The 25,446-nt window shown below is 66.3% G+C and carries 28 protein-coding genes and 5 pseudogenes; 13 read left to right on the top strand and 20 right to left on the bottom strand.

The features are described from left to right. Nucleotides 1-319 (top strand): hypothetical protein (locus ACFPZ3_RS64690; protein WP_379524316.1); only part of this gene is annotated, 319 nt, incomplete at its 5' end. Beyond that, on the top strand, nucleotides 312-2,372 hold the full coding sequence (locus ACFPZ3_RS64685; RefSeq protein WP_379524315.1) for an NACHT domain-containing protein: 2,061 nt from the start codon (nucleotides 312-314) through the stop codon (nucleotides 2,370-2,372). The genes ACFPZ3_RS64690 and ACFPZ3_RS64685, both read left to right, overlap by 8 nt. 479 nt (nucleotides 2,373-2,851) lie before the next feature. Here the strand turns inward: ACFPZ3_RS64685 and ACFPZ3_RS64680 are convergent. The 3 genes and pseudogenes from ACFPZ3_RS64680 to ACFPZ3_RS64675 form a co-directional block, all read right to left on the bottom strand. Further along, a pseudogene (locus ACFPZ3_RS64680) lies at nucleotides 2,852-4,135 on the bottom strand (DUF6603 domain-containing protein); the annotation flags it as partial. Between the two features lie 37 nt (nucleotides 4,136-4,172). Next, nucleotides 4,173-4,721: pseudogene (locus tag ACFPZ3_RS70390) on the bottom strand (DUF6603 domain-containing protein); the annotation flags it as partial. A 205-nt stretch (nucleotides 4,722-4,926) separates the two neighbouring features. Further along, nucleotides 4,927-5,343 (bottom strand): hypothetical protein, encoded by a 417-nt coding sequence (locus ACFPZ3_RS64675; protein ID WP_379524314.1) that lies wholly within the window; start codon nucleotides 5,341-5,343, stop codon nucleotides 4,927-4,929. Nucleotides 5,344-5,564: 221 nt separating this feature from the next. On the opposite strand from ACFPZ3_RS64675, the gene ACFPZ3_RS64670 reads away from it, so the two are divergent. Then, a complete protein-coding gene (locus ACFPZ3_RS64670) occupies nucleotides 5,565-5,744 on the top strand; it encodes a hypothetical protein (RefSeq protein WP_379524313.1) in 180 nt (59 codons plus the stop codon). Nucleotides 5,745-5,858: 114 nt separating this feature from the next. On the opposite strand, the gene ACFPZ3_RS64665 is transcribed toward ACFPZ3_RS64670, so the two are convergent. The 4 genes and pseudogenes from ACFPZ3_RS64665 to ACFPZ3_RS64650 all read right to left on the bottom strand — a co-directional run bounded on the left by ACFPZ3_RS64665 (nucleotide 5,859) and on the right by ACFPZ3_RS64650 (nucleotide 7,644). Next, nucleotides 5,859-6,416, bottom strand: a complete 558-nt coding sequence (locus ACFPZ3_RS64665) for a hypothetical protein (RefSeq protein WP_379524312.1) — start codon at nucleotides 6,414-6,416, stop codon at nucleotides 5,859-5,861. A 126-nt stretch (nucleotides 6,417-6,542) separates the two neighbouring features. Then, complete coding sequence (locus ACFPZ3_RS64660) at nucleotides 6,543-6,755, bottom strand: phospholipase D-like domain-containing protein (protein WP_379524326.1); 213 nt, start codon at nucleotides 6,753-6,755, stop codon at nucleotides 6,543-6,545. 50 nt (nucleotides 6,756-6,805) lie between these two features. Continuing rightward, nucleotides 6,806-7,093, bottom strand: a pseudogene (locus ACFPZ3_RS64655) (transposase); the annotation flags it as partial. 176 nt (nucleotides 7,094-7,269) lie between these two features. Further along, the gene (locus ACFPZ3_RS64650) at nucleotides 7,270-7,644 is read right to left on the bottom strand and encodes a hypothetical protein (protein ID WP_379524311.1); all 375 of its coding nucleotides are present in this window, start codon (nucleotides 7,642-7,644) and stop codon (nucleotides 7,270-7,272) included. Nucleotides 7,645-7,796: 152 nt separating this feature from the next. Here ACFPZ3_RS64650 and ACFPZ3_RS64645 point away from each other — a divergent pair, with 152 nt between their 5' ends. Beyond that, on the top strand, nucleotides 7,797-8,036 hold the full coding sequence (locus ACFPZ3_RS64645; RefSeq protein ID WP_379524310.1) for a hypothetical protein: 240 nt from the start codon (nucleotides 7,797-7,799) through the stop codon (nucleotides 8,034-8,036). A gap of 163 nt (nucleotides 8,037-8,199) precedes the next feature. On the opposite strand, the gene ACFPZ3_RS64640 is transcribed toward ACFPZ3_RS64645, so the two are convergent. The 3 genes and pseudogenes from ACFPZ3_RS64640 to ACFPZ3_RS64630 all read right to left on the bottom strand — a co-directional run. Beyond that, complete coding sequence (locus tag ACFPZ3_RS64640) at nucleotides 8,200-8,952, bottom strand: MFS transporter (RefSeq protein WP_379524309.1); 753 nt, start codon at nucleotides 8,950-8,952, stop codon at nucleotides 8,200-8,202. A 36-nt stretch (nucleotides 8,953-8,988) separates the two neighbouring features. Continuing rightward, nucleotides 8,989-9,615 carry an AAA family ATPase gene (locus tag ACFPZ3_RS64635; RefSeq protein WP_379524322.1) on the bottom strand — a complete coding sequence of 209 codons (627 nt, stop codon included), beginning with the start codon at nucleotides 9,613-9,615 and terminating at the stop codon, nucleotides 8,989-8,991. Between the two features lie 201 nt (nucleotides 9,616-9,816). Then, nucleotides 9,817-9,945, bottom strand: a pseudogene (locus ACFPZ3_RS64630) (hypothetical protein); the annotation flags it as partial. Nucleotides 9,946-10,319: 374 nt separating this feature from the next. On the opposite strand from ACFPZ3_RS64630, the gene ACFPZ3_RS64625 reads away from it, so the two are divergent. Together ACFPZ3_RS64625 and ACFPZ3_RS64620 are read left to right on the top strand one after the other, a co-directional pair. Further along, nucleotides 10,320-10,679, top strand: coding sequence for a hypothetical protein (locus tag ACFPZ3_RS64625; protein ID WP_379524308.1), 360 nt, complete (start codon nucleotides 10,320-10,322; stop codon nucleotides 10,677-10,679). A gap of 118 nt (nucleotides 10,680-10,797) precedes the next feature. Next, nucleotides 10,798-11,325, top strand: coding sequence for a hypothetical protein (locus ACFPZ3_RS64620; protein WP_379524307.1), 528 nt, complete (start codon nucleotides 10,798-10,800; stop codon nucleotides 11,323-11,325). Between the two features lie 433 nt (nucleotides 11,326-11,758). On the opposite strand, the gene ACFPZ3_RS64615 is transcribed toward ACFPZ3_RS64620, so the two are convergent. Next, the gene (locus ACFPZ3_RS64615) at nucleotides 11,759-12,052 is read right to left on the bottom strand and encodes a hypothetical protein (protein ID WP_379524306.1); all 294 of its coding nucleotides are present in this window, start codon (nucleotides 12,050-12,052) and stop codon (nucleotides 11,759-11,761) included. Nucleotides 12,053-12,061: 9 nt separating this feature from the next. Between ACFPZ3_RS64615 and ACFPZ3_RS64610 the strand changes: the two genes are divergently transcribed. Together ACFPZ3_RS64610 and ACFPZ3_RS64605 are read left to right on the top strand one after the other, a co-directional pair. After that, nucleotides 12,062-12,262 (top strand): hypothetical protein, encoded by a 201-nt coding sequence (locus ACFPZ3_RS64610; RefSeq protein ID WP_379524305.1) that lies wholly within the window; start codon nucleotides 12,062-12,064, stop codon nucleotides 12,260-12,262. A gap of 158 nt (nucleotides 12,263-12,420) precedes the next feature. Further along, nucleotides 12,421-12,762 (top strand): hypothetical protein, encoded by a 342-nt coding sequence (locus ACFPZ3_RS64605; RefSeq protein ID WP_379524304.1) that lies wholly within the window; start codon nucleotides 12,421-12,423, stop codon nucleotides 12,760-12,762. Here ACFPZ3_RS64605 and ACFPZ3_RS64600 read toward each other — a convergent pair. The 5 genes from ACFPZ3_RS64600 to ACFPZ3_RS64580 form a co-directional block, all read right to left on the bottom strand. Then, complete coding sequence (locus ACFPZ3_RS64600; RefSeq protein ID WP_379524303.1) at nucleotides 12,746-13,051, bottom strand: hypothetical protein; 306 nt, start codon at nucleotides 13,049-13,051, stop codon at nucleotides 12,746-12,748. The genes ACFPZ3_RS64605 and ACFPZ3_RS64600 overlap by 17 nt on opposite strands. A 110-nt stretch (nucleotides 13,052-13,161) precedes the next feature. Then, on the bottom strand, nucleotides 13,162-13,842 hold the full coding sequence (locus ACFPZ3_RS64595; protein WP_379524302.1) for a DUF998 domain-containing protein: 681 nt from the start codon (nucleotides 13,840-13,842) through the stop codon (nucleotides 13,162-13,164). Between the two features lie 46 nt (nucleotides 13,843-13,888). Continuing rightward, complete coding sequence (locus tag ACFPZ3_RS64590; protein ID WP_379524301.1) at nucleotides 13,889-14,131, bottom strand: SRPBCC domain-containing protein; 243 nt, start codon at nucleotides 14,129-14,131, stop codon at nucleotides 13,889-13,891. A gap of 577 nt (nucleotides 14,132-14,708) precedes the next feature. Further along, on the bottom strand, nucleotides 14,709-15,329 hold the full coding sequence (locus ACFPZ3_RS64585) for a hypothetical protein (protein ID WP_379524300.1): 621 nt from the start codon (nucleotides 15,327-15,329) through the stop codon (nucleotides 14,709-14,711). A 178-nt stretch (nucleotides 15,330-15,507) separates the two neighbouring features. After that, nucleotides 15,508-16,317 (bottom strand): endonuclease/exonuclease/phosphatase family protein, encoded by an 810-nt coding sequence (locus ACFPZ3_RS64580; RefSeq protein ID WP_379524299.1) that lies wholly within the window; start codon nucleotides 16,315-16,317, stop codon nucleotides 15,508-15,510. A gap of 295 nt (nucleotides 16,318-16,612) precedes the next feature. On the opposite strand from ACFPZ3_RS64580, the gene ACFPZ3_RS64575 reads away from it, so the two are divergent. Then, nucleotides 16,613-17,314 carry a helix-turn-helix domain-containing protein gene (locus tag ACFPZ3_RS64575; RefSeq protein ID WP_379524298.1) on the top strand — a complete coding sequence of 234 codons (702 nt, stop codon included), beginning with the start codon at nucleotides 16,613-16,615 and terminating at the stop codon, nucleotides 17,312-17,314. A gap of 10 nt (nucleotides 17,315-17,324) precedes the next feature. Beyond that, a complete protein-coding gene (locus tag ACFPZ3_RS64570; protein ID WP_379524297.1) occupies nucleotides 17,325-17,678 on the top strand; it encodes an integrase core domain-containing protein in 354 nt (117 codons plus the stop codon). Nucleotides 17,679-17,729: 51 nt separating this feature from the next. Here ACFPZ3_RS64570 and ACFPZ3_RS64565 read toward each other — a convergent pair whose 3' ends face one another. Both ACFPZ3_RS64565 and ACFPZ3_RS64560 read right to left on the bottom strand, forming a co-directional pair. Then, complete coding sequence (locus ACFPZ3_RS64565; RefSeq protein ID WP_379524296.1) at nucleotides 17,730-18,668, bottom strand: hypothetical protein; 939 nt, start codon at nucleotides 18,666-18,668, stop codon at nucleotides 17,730-17,732. A 65-nt stretch (nucleotides 18,669-18,733) separates the two neighbouring features. Continuing rightward, nucleotides 18,734-19,882, bottom strand: a complete 1,149-nt coding sequence (locus tag ACFPZ3_RS64560; protein WP_379524295.1) for a M48 family metalloprotease — start codon at nucleotides 19,880-19,882, stop codon at nucleotides 18,734-18,736. Nucleotides 19,883-20,029: 147 nt separating this feature from the next. Between ACFPZ3_RS64560 and ACFPZ3_RS64555 the strand changes: the two genes are divergently transcribed. Then, nucleotides 20,030-20,536, top strand: coding sequence for an effector-associated constant component EACC1 (locus tag ACFPZ3_RS64555; protein ID WP_379524294.1), 507 nt, complete (start codon nucleotides 20,030-20,032; stop codon nucleotides 20,534-20,536). 114 nt (nucleotides 20,537-20,650) lie between these two features. Here ACFPZ3_RS64555 and ACFPZ3_RS64550 read toward each other — a convergent pair. Continuing rightward, a pseudogene (locus ACFPZ3_RS64550) lies at nucleotides 20,651-20,698 on the bottom strand (hypothetical protein); the annotation flags it as partial. A gap of 1,050 nt (nucleotides 20,699-21,748) precedes the next feature. Between ACFPZ3_RS64550 and ACFPZ3_RS64545 the strand changes: the two are divergent. Both ACFPZ3_RS64545 and ACFPZ3_RS64540 read left to right on the top strand, forming a co-directional pair. Next, nucleotides 21,749-22,189: a DUF2637 domain-containing protein gene (locus ACFPZ3_RS64545; RefSeq protein WP_379524293.1), complete on the top strand. Its 441-nt coding sequence runs from the start codon at nucleotides 21,749-21,751 to the stop codon at nucleotides 22,187-22,189. 177 nt (nucleotides 22,190-22,366) lie between these two features. Then, nucleotides 22,367-22,507, top strand: coding sequence for an integrase core domain-containing protein (locus ACFPZ3_RS64540; protein ID WP_379524292.1), 141 nt, complete (start codon nucleotides 22,367-22,369; stop codon nucleotides 22,505-22,507). Nucleotides 22,508-23,069: 562 nt separating this feature from the next. Here ACFPZ3_RS64540 and ACFPZ3_RS64535 read toward each other — a convergent pair. Then, nucleotides 23,070-25,334 (bottom strand): type IV secretory system conjugative DNA transfer family protein, encoded by a 2,265-nt coding sequence (locus tag ACFPZ3_RS64535; RefSeq protein WP_379524291.1) that lies wholly within the window; start codon nucleotides 25,332-25,334, stop codon nucleotides 23,070-23,072. Between the last annotated feature and the right edge of the window lie 112 nt (nucleotides 25,335-25,446).

Here is a 25,446-nt window from a genome sequence, read left to right as displayed (position 1 = left end):
ACGCCTGGCTACGGCCCAGCAACATCAACCAGCCGAACACCCGGAGCGTGATCAGATAGAGCAGGCGGACAAGCATAAGACGCGATCTTTCCTGTGGGAACGGACCCCGTTCAACCACAGGTCAGAGCCGTCGTTGCTGAATTTGACCCGATACAGGTTGCGGCAGACGATCTCGGACGGGATACGGACGCGGCTACTGGCGGTCGGCGGCCTGCTGGCAAGCACCTGGCATCGCGGTAGATGTGCAAGGCAGATGGTGATTGGCCGGACTTTGATGCGCGAGGGCGTACGCATGCCGATGATGGTCGATTATGGGTGAGGATCGCAGGTCTGGCCGGATGTGGATGTGGGCGTGCGGGCTGCTGCTCATGGTGGCCGTCGTATTCGCCTGGATGGGCTTGAAGGATGCGGGGTGGGGTGATGTCGACCCTGCCAGTCTCATGGTGTCGGCGCTGTCGCTGGCGGTGTCAATCTGGTCGGGATGGCAGACGGTCCGGGCCACGCAGATTACCGATACCGATGTGGACCTGTGGGCGCAGAAGCTCGAAGCAGCGATCGTGACCGCCGAGACCGCACAGCGGGGGCAACTGCTGGGCCGGCAGGACCGCACGATCGATGTAGCTTTCGTCCTCACCCCCGCGCCCGGCCACAATGCCGGCCGAGCCGCGTCCGAGGCAACGATGACGAACGTGGCGGAGTACTTCCGGAAGTTGAGACCGCAGCGGCTGGTGATCACCGGCGAGGCCGGGTCCGGCAAGACGGTGCTCGCGGTCGAGCTGATACTGGGCCTGCTGACAGACGACAATCGCAGACCCGACGATCCGATCCCGGTCCGCTTGCCCGCAGCGGCCTGGGATTCTCAGACGAGCGTGGAGGACTGGCTGGCGGCGCACCTGGTACGCACCTTCAACCTGTCCAAGGCCACCGCGCGAGCCCTGTTGCGGGCCGATCGGGTGCTCCCGGTCATCGACGGCCTGGACGAGATGGACGCCGAACCCGAGCCCGGCTACGGCTCACGCGCGGGCGAGGCGCTGCGGGCGCTGAACGCCTACCAGCGCGGGCGCGGGAAGGCGCGGCTGGTGCTGACCTGCCGGTCAACCGTCTACGACGCGCTCATCGCCGACGACACCTGGGCGCATGACGCGGCCCGCGTCACCCTGTCGGGAGTCACTGAGGACCAGACGTGGACCTTCATCGAGGCAGTCGCCGGGGCGCATCAGCGCACGCGCTGGCAGCCGGTGCTAGATGCTCTCACCCAGCCCGGCCATCCGCTGGCCGAGGCACTGGCCACACCCTGGAGACTCACGCTGGCCGTCACCGTCTACCAGCAACGATCCGACACCGGCGCCTACCTGCGCGACCCCGCCGAACTGGCGCACCTCGCCGGCCAGGCCGGCACCACCACAGGCCCTGATCAGATACGCGATCACCTGCTCAGTCTGTTCATTCCCGCCACCATCGTGGCCACCACCCCGCCAGGCGCGCAGACCCGCTACCGGCCTGGCCACGTCCACAAGTGGCTGGCGGTCCTGGCCCGCTATCTGGACACCAACATGCTCCGGCCCCCGTTGGACGGCCGCACCCTGTCCAGCACTGACCTCGTCCTGCACGAACTGTGGCCGCTGGCTGGGAACCGTTCGCGCGTCCTCGGCCTCGGTGTCATCGCGCTCATCACGGCGGTCATGGTGCCGACGCTCGCGCTGGCGATCGGACCCGACGGCTTCACGATCAGCGCCATAGCCGCGATAGGCCTAGGCGGGGGCGGCAGCCTCATCGCCTGGCTGGAGGTGTGGCCCCGCCTCACTCACATCGACCTGACCCAGATGAAGTCCCCCACTGCGATCATCGCCGGATACGTGGTCTGCCCCATATTCGGACTCTGGGGCGGAGCCACCAACGGGAACGGAGTGGCCGGCCTTACGGCAGGACTCCTGATCGGGTTACTTCTGAGCCTGGCGGGGTCGCTGATGATCCCCGGCCACAAACCCGTCCCCACTCCCCGTGGCATCGTCCGCGACGACCTCGCCAGCGGATCGGCGTTCCTGCTCCTGCTTGGACTGTCCGTAGGACTGGTGGCGGGCATCGCCAGTGAGCTAAGCCCGGGCGGCCTCGACGGGATCGAAACCGCCGCGACAGTCGGCCCTGCCGCGCTGGCTTTCGGGCTCTACCTGGTGGCTATTGGCGGTCCGGGCAACGCCGGACTGCGGTACCTGCTCCTGATGCTCTGCATGACACGGCGACTGCCGTGGAAGCTGGCCCGGTTTCTGCACTGGTGCTATACCGACACCGGACTGATCCGCATCGCCGGCATCGCCTACCAGTTTCGCCACCGCGAGCTTCAGGAGTACCTCATCCGGCACCCCCAGCCCTAATACGCTGAAGATCACGACCGTGCAACGCGAGAGGGATGGATCGGGGGCGCGGCCGGTTGGGTCGCTCCCACGGCGACCTTGTGGGTGCCAAGAACTCGGCCGCCCTATGCGACCTGCGCGTATTCGTGGAGCAGTCCGCCGAGGCGGTCACGTCGGATGGCTTTGATGTCGTCCTCGACCGGGTCGGGAAGGGGCTCTGCGCCTGCCGAACTACATCCATATAGTTCAAGCTGCATCTGAGTACTTGTGGGGAACTCCGCCGAGCCGGTCTCTTCGGCGTATGTTCAGGTCGGTGATTTCGCTTGAGGTCTGTGATCGGGTCCGGGGACAGGACGCAGCGGGGCGGCTTGGGGCGCGGTGCTGGTTGTAGAAGTGTTCGTATTCGCGTAGGGCGTGCCGCAGGCGGCGTTCGTTCCATACGAGGCAGCGGTCGAGGAGTTCGTGGTGGCACGACTGCACCCATCGCCCCATGATCGAGTTCATCCGGGCATCCGTATACCGGTGATTACGGTCTGGACGCAGTCCTCGGCGAGAATCTCCTCCATGAGGGCGGAGAACTTCCCATCCCGATCGCGGATCAGATAGCGCGCCCGGCAGCCCGCATCGTCGCAGGTCGAGGGGGATCGCCCGCTGCCGGACCGACAGCGTGCCGATCGGGTGCAGCACGAGGTCGTCCCCGCCCCCGCCGCCGGACGCAGGCTGACCAGCGACTTCGTCCCGGGCGCACGTGTCTGCCAGTTCTCGGGCCTGGCCAGCTCGGCCGCGACGATGGGGAGCACCCGGACCGGCGGCAGCAGGGTGTCGCGGTGCTCGCCCCAGGTGACGCCGAAGTCGGCGGAGATGTCGAAGAAGAACAGCGAGACGCCGCCCCGCCCGTGCGCCCGCCACGGCGTGGGCCCTTCGAGGGCGAAGCGCAGGTGGATGCTGAAGCAGCCCACCCCGAACGCCTTCAGCGAGACCGACGCGCTCACCTGGACGGCGAAGGCGAATGGCGAGAGCTGGAACAGCGAGTCGAACCCGACGTGACCCTTCACCCGGAAGGCGCTGAACCTGAAGTACAGCTCCGCGTGCGCGCCGAACTGCGCCGTGTTGCTGGTCACCGCGAAGTATCCGGAGACCCGGATGCGGGCGTCGGACTCGCTCAGGATGTCGCGGGACACCCGGCGCGGCACGGGGAAGGGCAGCGGCGGCGGCGTGTAGGAGGGGTGGAAGCCGCCCACGGTCAGCACGAGGTCGGGTTCGTCGCCCCACGCGGCCAGCACACCCATGTCGCCGTCGATGGTCAGATGCAGGATCCTGGACTCGAACAGGGTGGCCGAGAAGTAGAGCCGCCGCTGGTCGGGTTCGACGACTCCGGCGAAGTTGACCCGCAGCAGGAGCAGCGGTGTGTCCTCGGCGGGCAGGGCCACCTTGAGCACGCCGACGAAGGTGATGTTCCCGGGCACCTCGACGATCACCGCGAGGGACACGGTCAGCAGGGCGGGCGAGCCCCAGGCCAGCTTGGCCATGGGCCCGATCAGGAAACGGTCCCGATCCGGCGGGAAGAACTCGCGCAGATGGCTGAGGATGCGGGGCGCGTTGGCGATCACGTCTCGGGGGAACATGATCGACTCGATCGCGCCGGTCCGCACTCCCTCCATCAGCGCCTGGAGCCGTACGGTGCGGTTCAGCCCGAGCAGGCCGCCGACCGCCAGCAGCCGGAACCCGAACCCCAGCTGCAGGCCGGGCTCGGGGAACTCGCCGGTGAGGATGATCATCAGGGAATCCCCGGGAGCCGTCCGGCAGCCGGGTGGTGATCAGCCCGATGCCCTTTACCTCGAGGAAGCCGGCGAGCTCCAGCGCGCCCGCGTAATCGCCGCGGCGGTGGTCCAGGAACAGGAACCCACCGCCGGTCACCACCCTGGCGTCCAGCACCAGCCCGGCCCCGCTCGGCGGCTTGAACGCCGTGTCCAGTTGCGCGGGGCCCAGATTCCCGCCCTCCCGCGGGAAGGTGAGCTCACCTTGGACGCCCATCCGGTCCACACTCGCCCGTATCGGGCCGAGCCGCACGCCGAACGCGGCCGACAGCTCCACCTGGGCGCCGCCGGCCCCCAGACCGGCGCGCAGATAGACCGCCTGCAAGTCGACCGGGCCGAGCCGTTCGTGGACCGGAATCCGTGCCTCCAGCCCGCGCTGCCCCGGAAGCGCAGCCCGGCCGCCCGAACGACAGCGCGACGTCGAAACCGGCCTCCAGCCGCCGCCCGTCCAGGACCGTCGCCACGAACCCGTCGCCAGAGGACGGGTCGACGACCAAGCGGCCGCCCTCCAGGGCCAGCTCGACCGTCGCCTCTCCCGAGCGCACGCCCCCACCCGCCGACAGGGCGGCCGCGTCCAGCCGCCCGCCCCCAGGCAGCGCCAGGAGCGTGAACGGCACGCCCGGCGCGGCCTCCAGGCGCCCCACGGCGACGACGTCCGCCGCGGCCGCGGGATCGCCTGGGCCCGGGGTGATCAGCCCCTGTCCTGACCTGCGCCCCGGCGTCCGGCCGCAGCAGCAGGGCGATGCCGCCCTGGACGTCTACCGACGACTCGACGACGAGCGTCGTACGCTCGGCCAGCGGGAACCGCGCCTGCGTGGTGCCGTGCGCGTAGGGCGACAGTCCGAGGCCCCCGTCGGCACCCCGGGCCTGGTGGGACGCATCGGATACAGCGTCACCCCGACGTCCAGCGCGTCGTCGAGCCCTTTGAGCAGGCTGACGAACAACTGGAGCGCGGGTTCGGCGGCGGCCTCGGGAACCGGCCTGCCCGTCAGCCGCTCCTCGGCCTGCCGTGGCAGCGGCCGGATCCGGCTGTCGACCGCCGTGAACTTGAGCACGTTCGCGAGGTTGATGACCAGGGCGGCGGCGTCGAAGCCGGGCGTACCCCATCCGTACACCTCGCGGAAGAGCCGCCCGGGGTCGGTGAGTAGCGTCTCCAGGCGGTCCCACCGCACCACGTGCCGGATGTGAACAGGCTCGAAGATCGCTGGGTCAGCCTCGCGCGCCTCCAGCAGGAAGATCCCCCGCCAACTGCCCGGCGGCGAAGGCCGGGCGAGGCGAGCGCGCCCACCGACTGGATCACCAGCAGGTCGAGCAGCCTGCGGAAGAACTCGTCGGCGAGGTCCGTGCGTTCCAGGTAGTCCGGTGCGGCCGTGAAGCCCCGCGCCGCGTCGCGCAGGTGGGTCAGCGTGCGCGTGACCGAGACGACCACACCCGCGTACGCGGCCGCGATTTCCTCCTCCGTGCCTCCCGAGGCGCGGACAGCGTGCAGAGCGTCGAGCTGGTCGAGCGCTTCGGCGAGATCGAGCCCGGCCAGCCCGACGTCACCGGCTCCGGGCGGAAGGTCCCAGCCCAGTAGCCGCAGCAGATGCCCCGCCCCGCGCGGATCGTTGAGCAGCAGGTCGAGCCTGCGCAGCGCGCCGGCGAGCTGCTCGGCGGCCCGATCAAGGGTGGACGCCAAACCGGCCTCACCTCACATGAACTGGAATCGGGGGTCGGGGGGCACATCGAGCTCGGGCAGTCGCTCGTTGTACCGGCCTTCCTTGAAGGAGAAGGCCCGCACCCCTTTGAGCACGTCGATGCGGCTGGTGTCGACCCCGAGGACATCCAGGTGCTCGCGCGGATGGTGGAGCGTGCGGTCCACGTCCGGCCAGGGCAGGACATGGCCGGGCGCGACGTCGGCTGGATCGCGCTTGAGCCGCTCCAGTTTGCCGTCGGCGCGTTCCCGCCACAGCTTCAGCCACCCGCCCGCCGGTGGCGCGGCGAGGCGCTCGTGATCCGGGTCGGGCACGCCGGGAGAGCTCTCGAACCCGAGGAACTCCGCCCACAGCCGGCGGCGCAGCAGGTCGACCACGGGCGTGGGCGGCTGCCCCTCGACGCCGTTCAGGATCACGCAGTTGACCTCGGTGTTGCGTACCTCTCCCGGCAGCAGCTTGTGGAGGTGCTGGGTGAAGTCGAGCGACGCGCCGTCCAGGTTGGCCGAGCCGATGGTCGCCCAGGTGCCGTCCAACAGCGAGGTCTTGGAGTGCACGTACGTGGTGACGATCCGCGGCCGGGGCTGCCCGGGAGGCCGCGGCCCGAGGTGCGTCCACCGGGTGAAGACCCCGAACCGCTCACGTGCCGCGGGGGTCAGGCTCTTGCGGATCGTCTCGATGCGCTACCGCTGCCAGAGCGGGTAACTCGTCCACGCGCCGAGGAAATGGGCGTAGATGTCGGGATCGATCTGCAGCAGCAGGATCACCTCGAGCTCGTCCGTGGTGTTGAGAGCCCGAACCAGCGCTCGCGTGATCGCCTCGTTCGTGAAGTACTGGTTCTCGAAGTAGATGAGGCGCTCAGCCTTCGCGATGGCCCGCAGATATGCTTCCAGCACACCCTTCTCGCCCTCGTCGTCGGGCGCGGGGAACCGCCCGGCGACGGGAGGGCGGCCAGCGTCTGACGCAGCCGGTTGATCTCGACGCTTCCGTGATTGATCGCGTCGTACAACGCGCCGTGCCCACGCCGATGCTCGGGTACCAACGCCAGCCCGACCAGCGTCCGTACTGGTCCGTCGGCGCATAACACCGCCTCGGTCAGGTCGAACAGCTCGTCTCGTCGCGCGGTCAGGCAGGTGTGGAACTCCTCGCGGAACTCCGATAGCTCGCTCAGCGCCTCAAGGTGAGAGCCTTCCCCGTCAAGCGCTGGGACACCGGCCGCCGCGCGTGCCAGCATGGAAGTCACGGCCATCGTCTCCTCCTCGGTCTTCTCGCTCGAAGCGAAGATGAGGCGATGGCCGCCCGATGTCATGGAGACGCGCCGTCCCTGGATGGTGACAATCCGATATGCCGGATAGGCGGATCTCAGACCGAATCGCCACAAATGTCCAGGCCAGAGGTTAAACGTCAAGCTTAGCCGATGGGGGCGCAGATCACCGAAACCTCGACGGTGATCGTCTTGCTCTTGGGGTTGAGGAAGAACAGACTCCAGGCGTCGGCCACGCTCCCTGGCTTGTCGCTGGTGGCCTCGGGCGCGTTCACCTCGACAGTCACACGATTATCCAGCTCGTGGTCTCCGTAGTAGGCGTAACCGCCGCCGATGGCGCGCTGCTCCTCCGGGCACACCACATTCGTGGAGAGATAACCCTTGGGGACTTGCCTGCTCTCCTTCACGACGGTGACCGCGGGCCCCGACAGCCGGCCCGCCGCCGCGACCCCTCCCCAGGCGAGCGCGCCGCCCACTACCACGCCTGCGACGACGAGCCCGAACCGCGAAAGCCTACCCATGACCACTTCCCATCTCGATCGGTATGAGAGGAGGGTAGATCGGTCGTGTTGAGGATCTGTTGAGGATCTGTCAGACCGCTGAAGAGGCAACGGCGAATGTGGTGGCCAGGCCACCCTTTGCGCGCCCGGCCAGGCTGTGGAACATGGCCCGGATGGACAGCCCCGACCGTGCTGGGACCGGCAGTTGGTGGGCGGGATTGGCAGCCGCCGCGGTGGTGGCGCTGGCCGACACCGTCCAGCGCTGGCGGGTGCATTCGCCGACGGCGGCCTGGCGCAAGGGCGCGCGGGGGGAGCAGGCCACGGCGCGCCGTCTGCGCTCGCTGGAGCCAATAGCCGGGTACACGGTGCTGCATGACCGGCCGGCTGCCGCACTCGAAGGCGAATATCGGTAACTTCGGCTATTCGAGCGTGCGGAATAGGGGGAGCGCACCGGTCTGGTCTGATGACCTTGGGTGGACTATGCGGACTCGCGGTGCTATGCAAGCCGAGTCCCGGACGGTAAGACCGTGCTCATGCCCACGGAGTAGGGCGATCGCCTGGTTTGGCGGTCGAGCGTTAGGCCGACTCGTCGTGTGCGGGCAGTGGTGGGGCTTGCCGGACGGCCGGGCTGGCGGTGGCGATGACTGCGGTAACGAGCATCATTGTGGTCAGCACGAGTACGGAGCCGGTTGGTCCGACGCTGGACAGGAGGTAACCGGCGCCGAGAGAGGCCAGGGACATGACCCCCCAGGACAGGGTCATGGCCGCGCTGGTGACGCGCCCCAGCAGGTCGTTAGGAACAAGAACGGTTGCGTGGCTAACGATCACGACGTTCCACAGCGGTCCGATGAACGCGCACGCGGCACCGATGACGCCGATCAGCAGAGGGCTGGACGTGAGCGTGAACAGGGGCAGAAGCGCAGTCCAGATCCAGTGGACCCCGATGATGTCGGCCTCGCGCTGGCGCAGCCGGCGGATCTGCTCGCGGCCCTCGATGACCGTCTGGCGGGCCTGCTGCGGCCGGTGGGCGGCCTGCTCGGCGGCCTGGGCCTGGCGGGCCTGCTCGGCGAGCTGGGCGCGCCTCTGCTGCAGCGCCTGTTCGGCGGCCTCGATGGCGGCGGCCGCCGCGCCCGCGCGCTCTGTCAGCGACCGCACTCGGGCCTCCAGCTGGGCGTCGTCGAGCAGGCCGTACGGGCGCTGGGACAGGGCCAGCAGGGCGCTGGCCCGGCGCACGGCGGCCATCGCCTCGCGCTCGGCGTCCTGCAGGTCCTGGCGGGCCCGGCGCAGGCCCGCCGACGCCGACCGCGCGCAGCTGGACCGGGCCGACAATCATCACGATCTTCATCGAGGCCCGTTGCGCCTCGGTCAGCAGAGTGGCAGCCGCCGGTCATCCACGATCGCGCCTTCGTCGACCACCAGGACGTCGATGCCGTCCAGGCCGGCCCCGCCGGCGATGCGCTGCAGCCAGCTGGCGATGGTGCTGGAAGCGGTGCCGGATTCGGCGGCCAGCCCCATCGCGGCCACCGCGGCGGTGGCCGCGCCGACGATCACCAGACCGCGGCTCTCCCACGCCGAGCGGGCGGCGGCCATGATGGTGGTCTTGCCCGCGCCGGCCACCCCGATGACCGCCTCGACCGCGTGCCCGTCGCCCAGCAGCCGCCCCAGCACCGCCTGCTGGGAGTCCGACAGCTGGAGGCCGGTGCCGGCCTGGTAGGCGTCGACGGCCAGCGCGGCCGCCGCGGCGTCGATGACGACCAGGTCCTGGCCGTAGCCGTCCCGGGCGATCGTCAGCGCGCTCTGTTCGGCGTCGGTGATGTCGGTGGAGGTGTAGCGCTCCCCGTTGGACAAGGTGGTGGCGCTGGCGGGCGTGGCCAGCGCCACCACCGGGCCATGCTGCAGCACCTGATCGGTCAGCGCGTCGGCGTCGGCCAGGCCCTCGACGCCGTCCGGCAGCGCGTCCATCACTTCGGCCAGCACGTCGGCCCGGGACACGATTTTGGTGTATCCGGTCAGCCCGTCCTCCGGTCGCCATATCCACGCGGCGATCTCCTGCGGGCTGGGCCGTGCTGCGGGTCTTGGCGCCGGCGGCCTTGCGCTGCGCGCTGCTCGCCGCCGCGGCGTCCTCCAGCCCCATCTTGGCCAGCAGCTCGGCGCCGATGCCGCTGATCTCCCGCGCGCCGCTCTTGCCCTCGCCCTTCCGACCGCGGATGCCGTAGCCGGCCCGGCCTCGACCGCCGCCACGACATCGGTCACGGCTTCGGCGAAGGCGTCCTCAATGGCTTGGGCCACCTCCGGATCGGCCAGCCCGTACAGCACCGACACGCTCTTGGGGCAGGTCCAGGGTCAGGTCGCAGCCACGGTTGCCGACCTGCACTGCGAGTGGCGGTGGGCGCGAGCGGCCTCCAACCGGTCAGCGTCATACAGCGCGTCCAGGTGCAGTTCGGGGCGGCCGCGAGCCGCTCGGCGTGCCCCGATCGGGATCCGGTGCGCCGCGCCGTGCCGCTCCACCGCGCGTTCCAGCCGTCCGACACGCTTGACCGCCCAGGTGACACCGGACACCAGCGTCTCAGCCGTGCCCTCCCCGGCAATGGAACCGCCGACTCGTCCTGCACGGAATCTCAACAGAAACTCAACTTCCGCCGTCCTAACGTGCCCGCACAACATCCGGCACGACAAGGGAGGAAGAAGTCATGAAGATGATCATCAAGCTTGGGACAGTGGTCGCGGTGGGAGCGCTCACGCTGGCGCTGTCGGCGGGGACGCCAGCTACAGCGGCGGCGAGTGCCACCGTCTCCGCCGCCCCGGTCTCCGCGCAGACCGTCACGGCCGCGTGGACACAAGCCGGCAGCCCGCGTCCCAGCGTCCGGTGGCTGTGCGGCAAGCCGGTCGTCAAGAAGCTGATCCCGGCGTGCACGCACGGCAGGTGGGAGCCCGTCACGATCAAGAAGATGCGCTGCCTGCAGGGACACGGGCCCTACGTGGGGTTGACAGGGCCGTCCAAGCTCGCCTATTGGGCGATGAAGTGCTTCAAGACGAGCGAGTGGGAGAAGTGGTGACCATCTCAACCGAAGAAGGCGCTCGACGGATGCCAGCGACATTCGCTGGGCCTTCCGGTGCTGCTCCGCCAGCGGCGCGGTCCAGAATCTGCCCAACGGGCGTTACACGATGACGCCGATGCACTTGGCTCGCAATTCCCTCGTCCTGCCTTTCACCTGGACCGTCGGACTCGCCTCGCTCCTGACGCTCTTTGAGGTGAGCACTCCCGGCCTCTCCTACTGGGCATTAGCGCTGGCGTTATGCTGGCTGGCGCTCGCCATCTGGCTAGCATGGATGTTGGTCTCTGCCGTGCGCAAGCGGGCGTGGACACCCGGGATGTTCGTTCCGCTCGCTCTGATGCTGGGCACCGTGCTGCTGGTCAAGGTCGACGCGCCCCTTCACGCGCGCTTCGCCCTGTCGGAGTCGAGTCTGGAGCACCGCGCCCGGTCGGTGCGCAGCGACTTTGACAGTGATGGGTGGTGGGGCCTGTATTGGGCGCATCGCGTGGAGAAGATCCCCGGGGGAGCGAGGTTCCTGGTCACCTCGCTCACGATGGATTGGGCGAGCTACGGCTTCGCCTACAGCCCGGATCGGGTACCGGATCCAGATGAGGGCAGCTATGAGCACTTCAAGGGCCCTTGGTACATCTGGACCGAGGGAGTCTGAACGCTGTCGAGGTTTTGGCCCGCCTTGCACGCCCCGTTCACACGGCCCACGGGGTCCCACAACGGCCGCTCCCCCGAAGCATCAGCGGGAGGCCTCTGCGGAAGCGCCATACGCGAAGAGAAGCCCTCGACCCTCTCGCCCCCAGGAACAGGGCCGGGCCGGGAGCTCTCGGACCAGCTATGAGCTTTGGCGCAGGGGGTACCCGTCGGGTCCGAACTTCCCACTTGAAGCCTGTCGATCATGTTCTGGGCCTCACCTGGGTCGCCCAGCAGCTCGGCTTCTTCCACCTCGTAGCGGCGCTGTGCGGCGTGCAGTTCGGCTCTGGCTTCGTCCAGTCGGCGTCTCATCGGTCGCGCGCCCTCTCTCGCTTCGGGATCTTGTCCATGAATCAGTGGCGGCTGTGCTGACGTACGGGCTCGGACTCGGGCCCGGGTCAGCGGTCGCCGTCGTAGATAAACCGGGCGAGCGGATCGCTGAGCGCCCACATGGCGATGTGCCGGTCGACGGTGCGCCGGTAGGCGTCCTCTTCGGCGCCGGTGAGCACGTCGTCGTCGGGGCCGGCGGCCGCCAGGCGCTCGCGTAGTATGACGGTGTCGTCGGTGTCGGCCAGGTCCTGCAGCCCGGCCGGCTGGGCGGCGCGCTTGACCAGTTGGCCGGCGCGCGAGCCGGTGCGGCCGTCCTCCAGGCCGTCGCGCACGGCCTCGCGGGCGTGCGGGTCGCCGAGCACCCAACGTCGGTGCCGACATCGACCAGGCTGTCGGCGCGGGCGGTGATCAGCGGCAGCAGCCCCTCGCGGTCCAGGGCGTCGGTGAAGCCCAGGATCACCTGGGTGTGGGTCTCGTCGACGGAGATCACCTCGCAGATCCACTTGCGCGAGACCAGATCCATGATCGCCAGCGCGGCCATCCCGCACGCGGAGAAATGCGTCGTGTCGTAGATCCAGATCTGCAACGGCCGGTACTCCACCCAGTCCGGGAACGGCTTGCGCTGGGAGTGCCCCGGTCCTGGCCGGGCGCGCACGCGCAACCCATGGGCCTCCAGGACCCGGTGCACCGAGGACGGTGAGACCCAGAAGCGGCCCAGATAGGAACCGCGATGGGCGAGCTTGCGGTGCGAACGGTCCACCTCGCCCCACTCGTGAAACAGCGCGACGATCTGCTCGGCCTCGGCCGGCAGCAGGCCGTGCACCGCCCCGCCGCCCGGCGCCCGGTCGGCCAGTTGCCTACGCTCGCGGCGTTCGGCCCAGCGATAGACCCGCAGCGGGGTGATCTCCAGCACCCGGCAGGCATCCAGGAAACTCCAGCCCTCCCGCTGAGCGTGCTCGGCCAGATCCAGCAGCGCGTCCTTGACGACCGCCTCGACCCGGACCGGGACGGGACCATTCAGCCCCAGCCCTCTTTTCCCTCGATCAGCGTCAGCTTCACGCTATCTGCTTGACCGCCTCGGCCAACCGGGCATTGTCGGCCCGCAACGCCTCGATCTCCCAGTCCCGCTCGCGCGCCCGCGCACCGGGCTTGGACTCCGACAGCGCCGTCAGCGCGCCCTCCTTGGCCACCGCCTTGATCCGTGTGATCGTGGACGGGTCTACCTGCCAATTGATCGCCGCTCCGGCGACCGTGGTCTCCTGACGGATCAGCTGCAGCCAGACTTCGTACTTCTGCAAGGGCGTAAGTATCCGCTTGGCCCGCCGTCCCCTGCGGTCGGTGCCGCGGTCGAGATCGGTCATGATCAGAGCCTCCTTGACCTGCTGTTGAAGCAGTCCTCGGAGCACGCCGATCTTGTCTGATTCTTTCCGGGATCTGTATCACGAAGTCAGACGCAACCCACAGGCCACGGTCAGGCCGGTGCCGCCACACCCGGCCGAGTCAGCCGGTACGCGGCCAGGAGTGACGTCCATGCCAGGACGAGCGCGACGGCGAGGGCGAAGGCGACATTGGCCACCCGGGAGCCCTGCATCGCGAAGAGCGAGATCCAGGCCGTCAGGAAGAGCACGCCGGTCACCATGCTGAGGGCAGCCCAGCCGCGTCGGCCGCCCGCCGCGAACCGCCGGCCGAACGCGAAACACGCGGCGATCAGCGCGAGAAAGGCGACCCCGGAGACGAGGAAGTGCACCATCCCGTGCGTGCTCATGCTCGTGGGCGGGCCAACGGGTGTCCCCGGCGGGAAGCCGTCGGCAGGGTCGGCGGAGAAGAAGGCGGCGGCGACCATCCCGGCGCCGAAGACGCCGACCAGCCGCGGCCCCCAGGTGCTGCCCCAGCCCGCCGGACCGCGTGCCCGGTGCAGGCCGACCGCTCCCGCCATGAAGAGCAGGCCGCTGACCGCGAAGTTGGCGATCTGAATCCACCCTTGGTCACCGTTGCTCAGCATGCTGGCCGGGTACCGGCTGATGTCGAACCCGTCCCTGGTGAGCATCTGCAGCAGGACCACGACGATGTAGAGCGGGCCGGCGACGATGCCGCACATCAGCAGCGTCCGCGTCGCCCCGCCGGCCGCTGTGGCGGTGAGGTTCTCGGTCATCGGTCTGCTCCTCTCATGAGAACGGGACGATCCACCGCGCGGCGGGTCATCTGCCGCTGTCCCCGCCGGCGTTGTCGTTGAGATGGAACGTGCCGCCGAGCCGCAGGTCGCCGTCGATCGGGGTGAGCCATCGGCTGATCCGGTCGGGGTCGGTGCCGGCGCTCCACACGTCCTGGATTGAGGCGTTGTCCGTGCGCCGCAGCAGCGGTGAGCGTCCCGCGCCGGCGGCGACCGGCTGGGTGCCGATCTCCCGGTGGGTGGCGTTGATCTGGTTGACGATGTCGATCATTCGTCGTGTTCCTCCTCATCGTTGGAGCCTGCTCGTCCCTCTGCGGACGGCGTCTCAAGCGGGTGGTGGCGCTCGCACCGGGCGCGCGCGAGTTCGGTCCGTACTGGCGCCGAAGGTGCCGAGCATGTCGCGTGCGTGCACGAGCAACAATTTCACCCACGACTTATATAAGTCAAGGCTGAATAAACAGGTCAGAGCACGAAATCGTGTTTCCGAGCGGGAGACGATCGCGAGTTGGTGCGGTGGCCAGTTCCGTCTGAGTGGGGATCTCACCCGGAGCACGGGGATGGAGCGACATCTTGATCAGCCCTCACGATGCTGGTGGATGTGCTCATCGTGTGCCCGGGGGCAGATCGGCCAGGCCTCTTGGCGGATTCGCCAAAAGGTGTCCTCCGAGGACGCGACCATCCCGATCGCGAGTAGTGAGGAAGCTGAACCCCTCCGTACTGTTTCCGGGCCGTTCATGAGACGGCTGGAAGGCGGCGGTGAAGAGCGGGTCGCGATCGTGGATCAAGAATCGCAGCTCAGCGATGCGATTGCCCAGGTCCATCGCCAGGTTGCGGGCTTGCTGCATGGTCTATGCTCCGGTCGGGTGTGTGGTTGTTCCGGCCAGGTGTAGTTTCCGGGTGCCGTGTTCGATGAAGATCAGCACATACAGCCGTTTGAGCAGGACCGTCTCGACTACCAGGAAGTCGCAGGCGATGATCGCGTGGGCCTGGGCGGTCAGGAATTGCCGCCAGGTCGGCCCGGCCCGGCGGGGTGCGGGATCGATGCCGGCGGCGTGCAGGATCTCCCACACCGTGGAGGCCGCGATCGGGTAGCCCAGGCGCGCCAGCTCACCCTGGATTCTCCGGTGTCCCCAGGTCGGGTTCTGCTGCGCCATCCGCACGATCAGTGCCTTGACCGGCCGGCGGGTTCCGGGCCGCCCCGGGCGCCGCCTATCGGTGAAGGTCCACTTACGCGCCACGAGGTGACGATGCCAACGCAGGATCGCCGCCGGGGTGACCGGGAACACCTCCGCCCACCGGCAGCGGCGGATCAGCCGGGACAACGCCGTAAGCCAGAGCCGGTCGACGTGACCCCACTGCGGCTGACCACCAAGCTGACGGCGAAGCACCTGGTTCTCCTGACGGAGCACCAGCAGTTCAACATCCTTGGACAGATCAGAGCGGATCAGCACGGTCAGCAGGCCGAACAAGCCCCTCACCAACCGGGTAGACAAGCGATATCAACACCTCGTGATGGTCGCAGCCGCCGCTCTGATCGCGCAGTAAAACTCCAGCTCGCAGCACGAAACCGTGTTTTCGAGCGGGACAGGATGCGCAAATCCGCGTTTCGCTGGTAGGGCATGACGAACAACCTGGTGCTGGGCCAGCTCAACGTGGTGCAGGCGGCGTTGAGCCTGCTCTCACCCAGGCGTGCAGCGGGACGTGATCAGACCACGTGCTCCGGGCGTAATCGACGAAGCATTTCCGTACGCGGCCCTCACCGGCGAACACGTAATCAATCTTCCGCTTGCGGGTCACGTAGGTCCAGCGCCGGCGCGGGTCGCATTCGTCGCGGCCCTTGTAGGCCGCGGCGGCGTCGCGCGGCACAAGGTTGAGGTCGCCGCCGATCACACCCCGGCCGAGCTTGAACAGCTCGCGCAACTGGATGTGCCGGTAGGGCCTGCCCTTCTGCCTGTCGTCGTAGCTCGATCCCGACGAGAAGTGCGCGGTGCAGAACGCCCGGTCGGTCGTGCAGACGGCGTACCTGCGGGCTCCCCACGGCGGCGAGGTCAGCGCGTGCACGACGAGGCCGGTGTCCGCTCCGGCCACGGCCAGGGTGACGCTCAGCACCCCACGCGGCCTGCCGTTTCTGTCGGGCAGGCACTGGTACGGGGAACCGTCCGCGTACATCAGCCCGGCCGACCGGACGCTCCAATTCCGGCCGGTACGGCGTTCGAGCTCGTGTTCCAGGTCGGCGTCGGCGTCCGTGCAGAACTCCTGAAGGAAGACCACGTCCGCCTCGGTCGCCAGCACTGCCACGTGCCAGGCCAGCTCGGCGTTCGAGCGGCGAAAGAGCGCGCACCCGGCGTTGGTACCCGCACAGACGTTCCACGTCATCACGTGGAGGAGAGGGGGCTGTGCCTGTACGGACAGGTTCGGGAACAACAGCCCGGCGATCACGAGCTGGCTGATCATCATCACCGAGATCCCTCCACACATGATCCGAGCCGTCAAAAGACCGCTCAACCGGCACATCTGGCAACCAGGAGCCTATTGGTCTTCATGGGGTCAGACCCGGGCGTACGAGCTGCCGAGAGCCTCTTCTCATGCCAACCCGTCCCGGTTCTCTCCTGCTGATCAGCCCGATCAGGTTGGAAAAGCCTCAGTGCATGGTGGGCCAGTAGAGGCGCCTCGTGGGTGCCGAATATCGTGTCACAGGGTTTGATCTGGGGTTTTGCTGTGTTCGATAGACCAGCTCCGGCAGGATCGTGGGATGGCTCTGCGGCTGTTGTACTTGATCGTTTTGCGGGTATTCGGCTGGATCGCGCTGCTTGCCCGATCGCAGGCGTCCAAGGACGCGGAGATCTTGGTGTTGTGGCATCAGTTGGCTGTGCTCCGTCGCCAGGTGGCCGTTCCTCGGCCGTCGTGGGCGGATCGGGCGATCCTTTCCGCGCTTGCGCGGCTCCTTCCTCGATGCCGTCGATGTCATCTGTTCGTCACTCCGAGGACGCTGCTGCGTTGGCACGCCGACCTGGTGAAGCGACGCTGGACCTACCCCAAGCACGGGCCGGGACGACCACCGGTCCGACCCACTATTCGCGCCTTGGTGCTGCGCCTGGCCGCCGAAAATCCGGGCTGGGGGTATCGGCGCATCGCCGGGCAGATCGCCGGTCTGGGCCGGAAGGTGTCCCCGGCCACCGTGTGGGCGATCTTGAAGAGGGCCGGCTTCGATCCGGCGCCTCGGTGCAGCGGTCCGACCTGGGCTCAGTTCCTCCATGCTCAGACGTTCGGGATCTTGGCCTGCGACTTCTTCAGCGTGGAGACTGTCATGCTCACGCGGCTGTACTGCTTCGCCGTGGTCGAGCACGCCACCCGGCGGGTCCACGTGCGGGGGGTCACGGCGAACCCCACCGCCGGCTGGGTCGCCCAGCAAGCCCGCAACCTGCTACTCGACCTGGGCGATCGAAATCTGTGACTTCCGATTCTTGATCAGAGACCGGGACAGCAGGTTCACCGCTCTGTTCGATGAGGTGTTCACGACCGCGGGCATCCGCGTGGTGCTCGCCGCACCACAAGCTCCTCGGATGAACGCGATCATGGAGCTGTGGGTCGGCAGCGTACGCCGCGAGTTACTCGACCGGATCCTCATCATGAACGAACGTCACCTGCGCACAGTCCTCGCCGAGTACGAGACCTACTTCAACAGGCAACGTCCGGACCGAGCCCTGAACCAGGCCAGCCCGCTACGGGCGCTACCCGATCCAGTCGACGCTGACATCGAGGTTTCCCGACGAGACCGGCTCGGCGGCCTCTTACATGAGTACGCCCAGGTCGCGTGAGGCGACACGATATTCGGCACCCACAAGCTGGAAAGGCGACAACCACGATGATCACTGCGCCACGTACTGGAAGGTCACAGCGTTGTTCATGGTGGTGACGCCGCCCGAGACGGTGAATCCGGGGGTACTCTCGTCGACGCCGAAGAACGACGGCTGGCGAATCCTGATCTGGCCTGTCCCGCTGGCGGTGACCTGACCTCGGGAGACGGTGATCTCGCACTTGGGATAGCTGAGAACCTTGATCTTCACCCGGTCCGGGCTGGGATAGTTCGACCACGGGTACGGGCAGCTCTCGCGGGTGATCTCCGTCCCCTTCGAGCACCGGTCGAGAAATGTGCGCACCTGCCGATCGACCTCGTTCTGAACCGTGGCCTTGACCACGGGTTGCAACACGCCGAGTTCCGAATACCGGTCGGCGCCGGTGTACGCGATGACCGGCTCCGCCTCTAGGAGCGGCTGATCGGGCAGGGTGACCTGGTAGCCGCCGGGGTACCCGTAGGTTTGCAGCATGCCGGACTCGGAACTTGCTGGCGTGTCGGCCACCAGAACCGTGTCGGCCGTCTCGACCTGCACGTGCGCTTCGCCGATCGCGCCCTTGACGATCCGCCATTCACGAAACAGCCCTGCTACGCTCGCCTGCTCGTCGCGCTCTAGGGTCAGCTTCACCCGCTGCTCTCGCCCGCCGACCGAGTAGCTGACGCCGACGGTCGCCTGATCATCCTCGACGGGGATGACCGGCTCGAGCTTGACGGCCGTTGGCGGGGTGTAGCCGGACGATTTGAGCACGGCGCCGCCGCGTAGGTCCGTGCCGGTGAGGTCCTGCTTCGGGTCCGGTACGACGAGGACGCTGGCCGCGTCGGCGTTCCGGTCGCTCAGCGCCTGGAAGAACGCGCGGACCGTGTTCGCGGGCTGGAAGAGCACGCCCTCCACGACCTTCAACACGAACACCAGCAGTACCAGCGTCATAAAGACCGCGGCGCCGATGGCCACCGGTCGCCGTCTGGACCTGTAGTCGACCAGCGCCGTCGAGAGGTCGCCCTGCGGGTACGTGGTGGTCATGATTCGTCCTCCGGCAGGGGATAGGCGCGGTCGGGTTCCTCCAGCCGTTCCAGGCGCAGCTCAAACGGTGGATGCGAGGCGCAGATCGCCGCGGCCCAGCCGTTGCGCCCGCCCTCGAAAGAACGGCGGAAGCTGCTGAGCACCTGGCGCATGCCCGAGCGGTACCCGGCCAGCACGGCACCCTGGTCGGCGCGGTACTCCGCCTCCCGGGACTCGACCGCCTGCGTGGGAACGACGAGGTAGCGGACGGTGACGAAGACCGGCCAGAACACCGTCCAGATGAGGAAGCGCAGCAGGGAGTTGCGCGTCTGGTTGAGCAGGAATCCCGCCGCGGCCTGCACGAGGTACAGCGGCAGCGCCACGCCACGGATGAAGAGGGCGGAGACAGGGTCCCCGTTGTGCCAGTGCACGAGCTCGTGCGCGAGCACCGCGCGGATCGCCTCGCGGTCGTAGGCGAAGTGTTCGAGGAAGCCGCGGGTGATCACGATGTGCCTGGTGTAGGCGAACGCGCCGGGATCGTCGGTGTCGTCGATCAGCACGGGCGGATGGCCGGGCAGCTTCAGCCGGGCCGCGGCCTCCTCGACGAGCGGCAGGATCAGCTCCGCCTCCCTCCGGCTGAGCCGGCGCGCGCCCGAGATCTGCAGCAGCCGCCTCTCAAGGAGCACCCGGTACAGCGTGTAGAGCAGCCCCACGCCGATGCCCATGGCGATGGTCGCGAGGATGACCGCGAGCCCGTCGATCAGGCCGTCCTGAAAGGGCCCGATAAAGATCCAGAGAAGCCCGACAATGAGACCGACCGCCATTCCGGCCATCGCACCGGCCACGGCCGCGCCGACGCCGCTCGTTTTTGCCGATAAAGCTGCCATAGCGTCGCCGAAGAGTGGAATGTCCACTATCGAGGCGAAAATAGTGGCATCGCCGGAGACGACGGAAAAAAGGGTGGCGAGCAGGGCGCCGTACAGGCCGAGGGAGACCGCCGCAGCGAGTGCGGCGGGAATATAGAGCCAGGCCGCGACGAGCGCGGTCAGTACTCCATACGGGTTGCGCAGGATTCCCAGCTCCAGCCAGACCAGCAGGTTGGGGAAGCCGGTGGGACGTCCGCCCAGCAACCGTTCGATGAACGGCAAACTCGGCTTGATGGGCATGAGAGGTGACATTTCGGGTGACTGCATGATCTTTTAACCAAATTCCGGATGTGAGAGTTCCGAGCAATGCGGAAGTATGCCGTACCTGACGATGATGAGTCCGCTAGATTCCCCAAGACGTCTTGGCATGCGTGAGAGGAACTCAGGTTGAGAGTCACCGTCCGGGTACGAAGTATGGGCAAATCCGGCACTCTGATATCGGACCTGGCCCGATATCTGAACGGCCAGGAAAAGCTGCGCGGCAGAGTACGGCTGACCGGCGCGGCCAGGCCAGCACCCGGGATGAGCCAGCCTGTCTCCGCCATCGTGCTGGAGCTCCTGGGATCAACGGGCGTGGTCTTCGCCGCCGCCACGATCACCTGGCTCAGGCATCGAACCGCCGACACCAAAATCACGGTGCGGCGGGCGGACGGCATGGAGTTCGAGCTCTCGGCCCAGCGGGTGCGCAGGCTCGGGCCCAAGGAGCTGAGCGCGCTGGCCGAACAGATCGCTGAGCTGGCCGGGGAGCCGGGCCCGTCCCGGCCCGCCGAGGGGGCCGCTCGGCAGGACGACGCCCCGGCGGCGAACGATCCCGAAGCCGCCGAGATCACCTCGGACCAGGTCGGCGGTGCTCCGGAGCTGCTGGCGGAGCTGCGGCAGGTGGACAACGCCTGACCTGAGCGGCGCTCCTCCGGCGCCCTGGCTCGGTGAGGGTGTACTCGACGCGTGGCGGCACTGCCCGCTCGCCAGGTCGTTGCGCTCCAGCATGCGCAGGTTCTGGGTGAGCAGCTTGTGGCTGCTGCCCTCGACCTGATCGCGCAGCTCGCTGAAGCGCAACGTGCGCTCGCGTTGAACGACTCCGCGGCGGCACCACCGGAGATCACGCCAGCTACTACATGACCTCGACGAGGCGCAGGAGATCGCTCTTCACCTTCTCGTGCTCGTCTCGGCGGGATGCGACCGTTCCGCAGTTCCGGAACTGCCGTCGGTCATCAAGGAGAGGCCAGGCTGCCGACCATGGTGCACCCGCCATTGGCCAGAGGATGTATGTGACAGCGGCGCCATCGAAGGGGCATGGCTCACCCACGACGGTGATGATGCACAGATCTGGTTCCACGAATACGGCGACAACGGGACGGCGCTGCACGACGCCGAGCGGCTCGCGTGCGCGATCGTCCGCCTCGCTGTTATGGCCCGAGGCAGGTCAGCGACCGCGTAGGACATCGCTCGTGATCCATGGCGCCGGCTACCTGGCTTGGGTCGGTGATGGGGGAAGCGCTTCTCCGGGCAGACCGGTTGTGGTCTGCCCGGGGGCATCCGCACGGCGCGTCGGGGTGCGCGAGCACGCGCTGAGCACAGCGGCCGCTGTCCAATGCAGCGCTGGCGTAGTTTGGAGCACGGGATTCATCCTGCGGACCCGCGACGCAATGATCGGTTCGGGATCCACCGTGCTCGGTGCGTGCTCGCGCGCCCCGACACGCCACGTCAGGGTTCGGCACAGCTGGGCACGCAAAACACACGCAGACAGTACAGATCACCACCGAATGGCACGGCGCGGCATTTAAGGATCTTGCTTCTAATCCGATTGTCGCGTGCTTGAATGTCGTAATGATGGGTTGACAGGGCTCGGACCAGCGTCGGTGAGCGACGAGTTCGAGAACTCGTAATTGTTCAGGGTCTTCTGTGTGTCCCCGGAGCGGCACACTTTCGCGTGCCCCCTGCGAGGGACCCAGAACAAGGGAACACGTGAGATTCCCTCTGAGCAGGGCATTTCCTGCCGATGCAGAGCGAAGCCGATGTCGCCAGGCGACGATTGAGGCGGTGAGGCCGCTTCCGCGGCGTCAGGCAAGGGCGACGTCGCCGGTAGGTGGGCGATGACTCTCATAGATGCTTTGGCTGAGGAAGCTGGCCAGGCGGAAGTGCAGCAGGCCTCTGGCGAGCCGCCGACGACGAGAATGGGGACACACCTCGCGGGAGCGATGTCGTCGGATCGGTGGATTCGGTGGACGACCACGTGCGGCCGTTCTCGTGCTGGCCGCGATTGCCGCAGTGGTGTCCTTCCGGCACATGCGCAAGTTGGCCCTGACGCACGGGGAGGATGCGTTGGCTGCTGCGCTCATCCCGTTGGCCGTGGATGGGACGATCGTGGCGGCTTCGATGTCACTGCTGCGGGCGAGTCGGCATGGTTCGCGCGGTGGTCTGCTTCCATGGGTGTTGCTGATCATTAGCAGTCTCGCCAGCGTAGGAGCCAACGTGGCGGTGGCGGAGCCGAACGGTGATCGCTCGGTTGATCGCGGGGGAGGAGGGCGGTTCCGGCGGGAGAGGTGATCGCCCGGCAGCTCGAGCGTTCGCCGCGGTGGGGACGGCTGGTCAAGAAGGCGGGGTTGGCCAGAGAACTGGGGTGATCTCCTATGGGTGGGGCCGGTTTCATTGACCCCACAATCATCGGATTATGGGTCGGCTCGATTGGTTCCGCTTAGTGCCGCCGGGTGTTATTTTGTATTGTTGTGGCCGGGATTCTTCCTGAAGACGAACGCCATCTGCGAGCGGGTTATCGGCACCCTGCGCCGCGAACTCCGGGACCGGATCCTGATCCTCGATGAACGCCATCTGGCCCGCGTGCTGCAGGAGTATCTGAACCATTAGAACGGGCACCGTCCGCACCAGTCCCGGCGCCAACGGCCTCCGGACATCGCAACCCAGCCCTCCCGCGACGTGACCGACCTCAACGACCTGCAATCCATCCGCCGAAAACCCGTTGTTGCAGGCATGATCAGCGAATATCACCACGCTGCTTAACCGCCGCTCAGGACAATTAACGTAATATTCGAACGTTATAGGGTCTCGGTTACGTAGTTGAGCGAGATCAACGAGTGGCGGACCTCGCGGCTCGCCCCCGAACGGATGGACATCATGGTCAAGTGGAGGATACGACAGCCCGCAGGCCAGTGCGCGGCATTTCTGGGAGCGCTGGCGGACGGCCCGGCCTAGCCGGATGAACCTATAGGTGGTGTACGGCCTGGATGGCAGGCGGAAATGGCTTACCATCGTCGACCACACCAACTACCGGGGGATCAGGCGATTTAAACTATTCCCCAGGACACGCCTACTACCTCGATATGATCCACATTACTGTCACACAGTTGAGCAGCGGCGCTTGCCTCGGACGACAGTTCCTGCACCAATCCAAGGAATAGACAGAGAGCGGTCAGGCGTCGTTATCGCCATTCAGCTCGTCCTGATCACTATCTACTATCTGATCAGGTGGTCGAGCGAGCCATTCTTCGAGAAATGATGTAGCGACATCTTCCTCCTCAGCGGCATCTTGAGCGCCGACCCGGTCCCACGTTATACCTCTACCGCCACTGTCACCCATTGCCCGGAAAGCTGCGCGCATTTTCTCGGCTTGCGTGATTGATGCAGTGCGACTACTCGCGAGCGTTTGGCGGCTCTGCCGTATGATTGCGTTGGCATTTGTAGTACGCGTTCGCATGCGACTGTTCAGGTGGGTTTCATGGTCGATGAATATCGAGAAGGCCGGCTGGACCACGCCGTGCACAAGAATAGAAGAAGCCGCCATGAAGTTTTGCATGCGGCGCAGACTCGGGACATCAAACTCTGGCCCAAATCGGCCGACTAGACGTTCGGCATCCTCGACCCCGACACGAAGCGACAGCACGTTCCCTACGTTACCTTGTACAGAACTTACGAGCTCCTTGGACAATTGCTCGAAAAACTGGGTCGCCATGATTACCTGTAAGCCGAATTTCCTACCTTCAGCGAGGATAGCCGGCAGGCTGCCCATGGAGAAAGACTGAGCCTCGTCCACAAACAGCGTAAACGGCCTTCCTGACCGCCTTCTCAGAGCCGCACTCCAGTACCTTGCAAGATAGACGTAACCCAAGAGCTGGCAGATCGGACTGCCAATCTCTCCTTTGCTCAGGGACACAAGAACGATCCTTCCTGTATCCATGGCCTCTCGGGCGTCCAGAGCGTCTGCTCCGGATCCCAAAACTGCCTTCAAAACTGAGTTGGTGCGGAACGCGGTGAACTTACTGGAAAACCAGCCTAAAACCTCAGACTTGTGAAAGTCGGATGTCTGGGCCATCTGCTTGTCCCAGTATTCCAATACGACGTCGTCTTTGACGTAGCGTTTACACCTCCTCAGAAATTTGTCATCGACAAAGAGCGCGGGGACGTCCAGGAGCGAAGCCTTTGTGTCGAAGGTGGCCAGGAGGGTCAACATGCCCATACGGAACATGGTTTCCCAACGAGGGCCAACTATGCCCTGATGATGCGGGTCGAAAAGATCGTGAAACATGGCCGTAACGTTCTCCAACGCTGTATCACGCTGGAGAGCCTCACTCACACTAAAGGGATTGATCGCTGCTGGCATTTCTATGTCAGCCGCATCAATGAAGACAACGTCCTCTCTGCGCTTTCGAGGAATCTCTCCCAACAGATGCCGTACAGTCTCTCCATGAGGATCTATGAACAGTAGCCCGTCGCCTGTATCAGCAATGCCACAAGCCAAGGCACGAAGCAAAGTAGACTTCCCGGAACCGGTCTGGCCGGGTACAAACACATGGCGAGCGATATCGCCAATGGCAAGACATGCATTTGAGATATCGCCAGTCGGTCCTATTGCCCGGCCGAACCGGATTGAGGTGTCGGACAATTTTACTGCAGCACCAGCAGGCATTCTTACGGGCTGGAGCGGCTCGACCACGAACCCTGGGAAGGACGCAGCCCTTGCTACCGGGAAGCGAAATAGCGACCGCGCCGTAGGAAGGCTCACACGGATCGGATCCACGGAGGCGAGACCGGTCCTCGCAAACTCGTACCTGGCCCAAGCCCGCGAGAATCCTTGATTCATTTCTGCCGGTACGGCTCTGACCTCGGTCCCCCTCCCAAATTCGCGAAGTCCACTTTTCATTCGAGGGCTCAGAGTAGGTAAATCGGCGCGGACGATGAATTGAAGATCTACTAACGATTCTTCATGAGCTAGAAAATCAGTGATGTCGCGAGAGTTCGGCGCGCCCGCCGGCCTCCGGGCAGAGATGAACTTAGTAATCTCCGACGTAGTCAGGTCAACGGGGCCGATGAGTATTCGATGATGTATGCCTGGGTTCGCCAAGACCGCTGATGCGAATGTCTCCAAGTTGGCATCTCGGTAGCTGACGACGACCTCACGGTTGGAAATCTTTGATACGTTATCGATTCGGAACGGAGCCAAGCACCAGAAAACTCCTCGAAGTTTGTTGATCTGCCTTCTTGGATTCTCGATAATAGGGCGTGCCGTTACATGACTTCTGGAAATCATCACTGGTGAGTAGCGATTCGACAATAAGTCGACCAAATCGCCCTGGGCTTCGGACACTTCCTCGGGTTTGCATGTCATAGCGACTTGCACATTTAGTGTCTGGCTGTCAGCCGAAAAGTAGTCGATGCTCAGACCAGTGCCGATATCCATGGAAGAAACGTAGCCGAGAATTGTGTAATCGAATGACTCACGGTGCGCTTTCCATGCCCCGGACCAATCAGAGACAAGGGCCGTGATTTGCGCTGTAACGACGTACCGTGAA

The sequence above is a fragment of the Nonomuraea insulae genome, from assembly GCF_042656245.1.
This window is presented reverse-complemented; position numbering and strand designations above follow the sequence as displayed.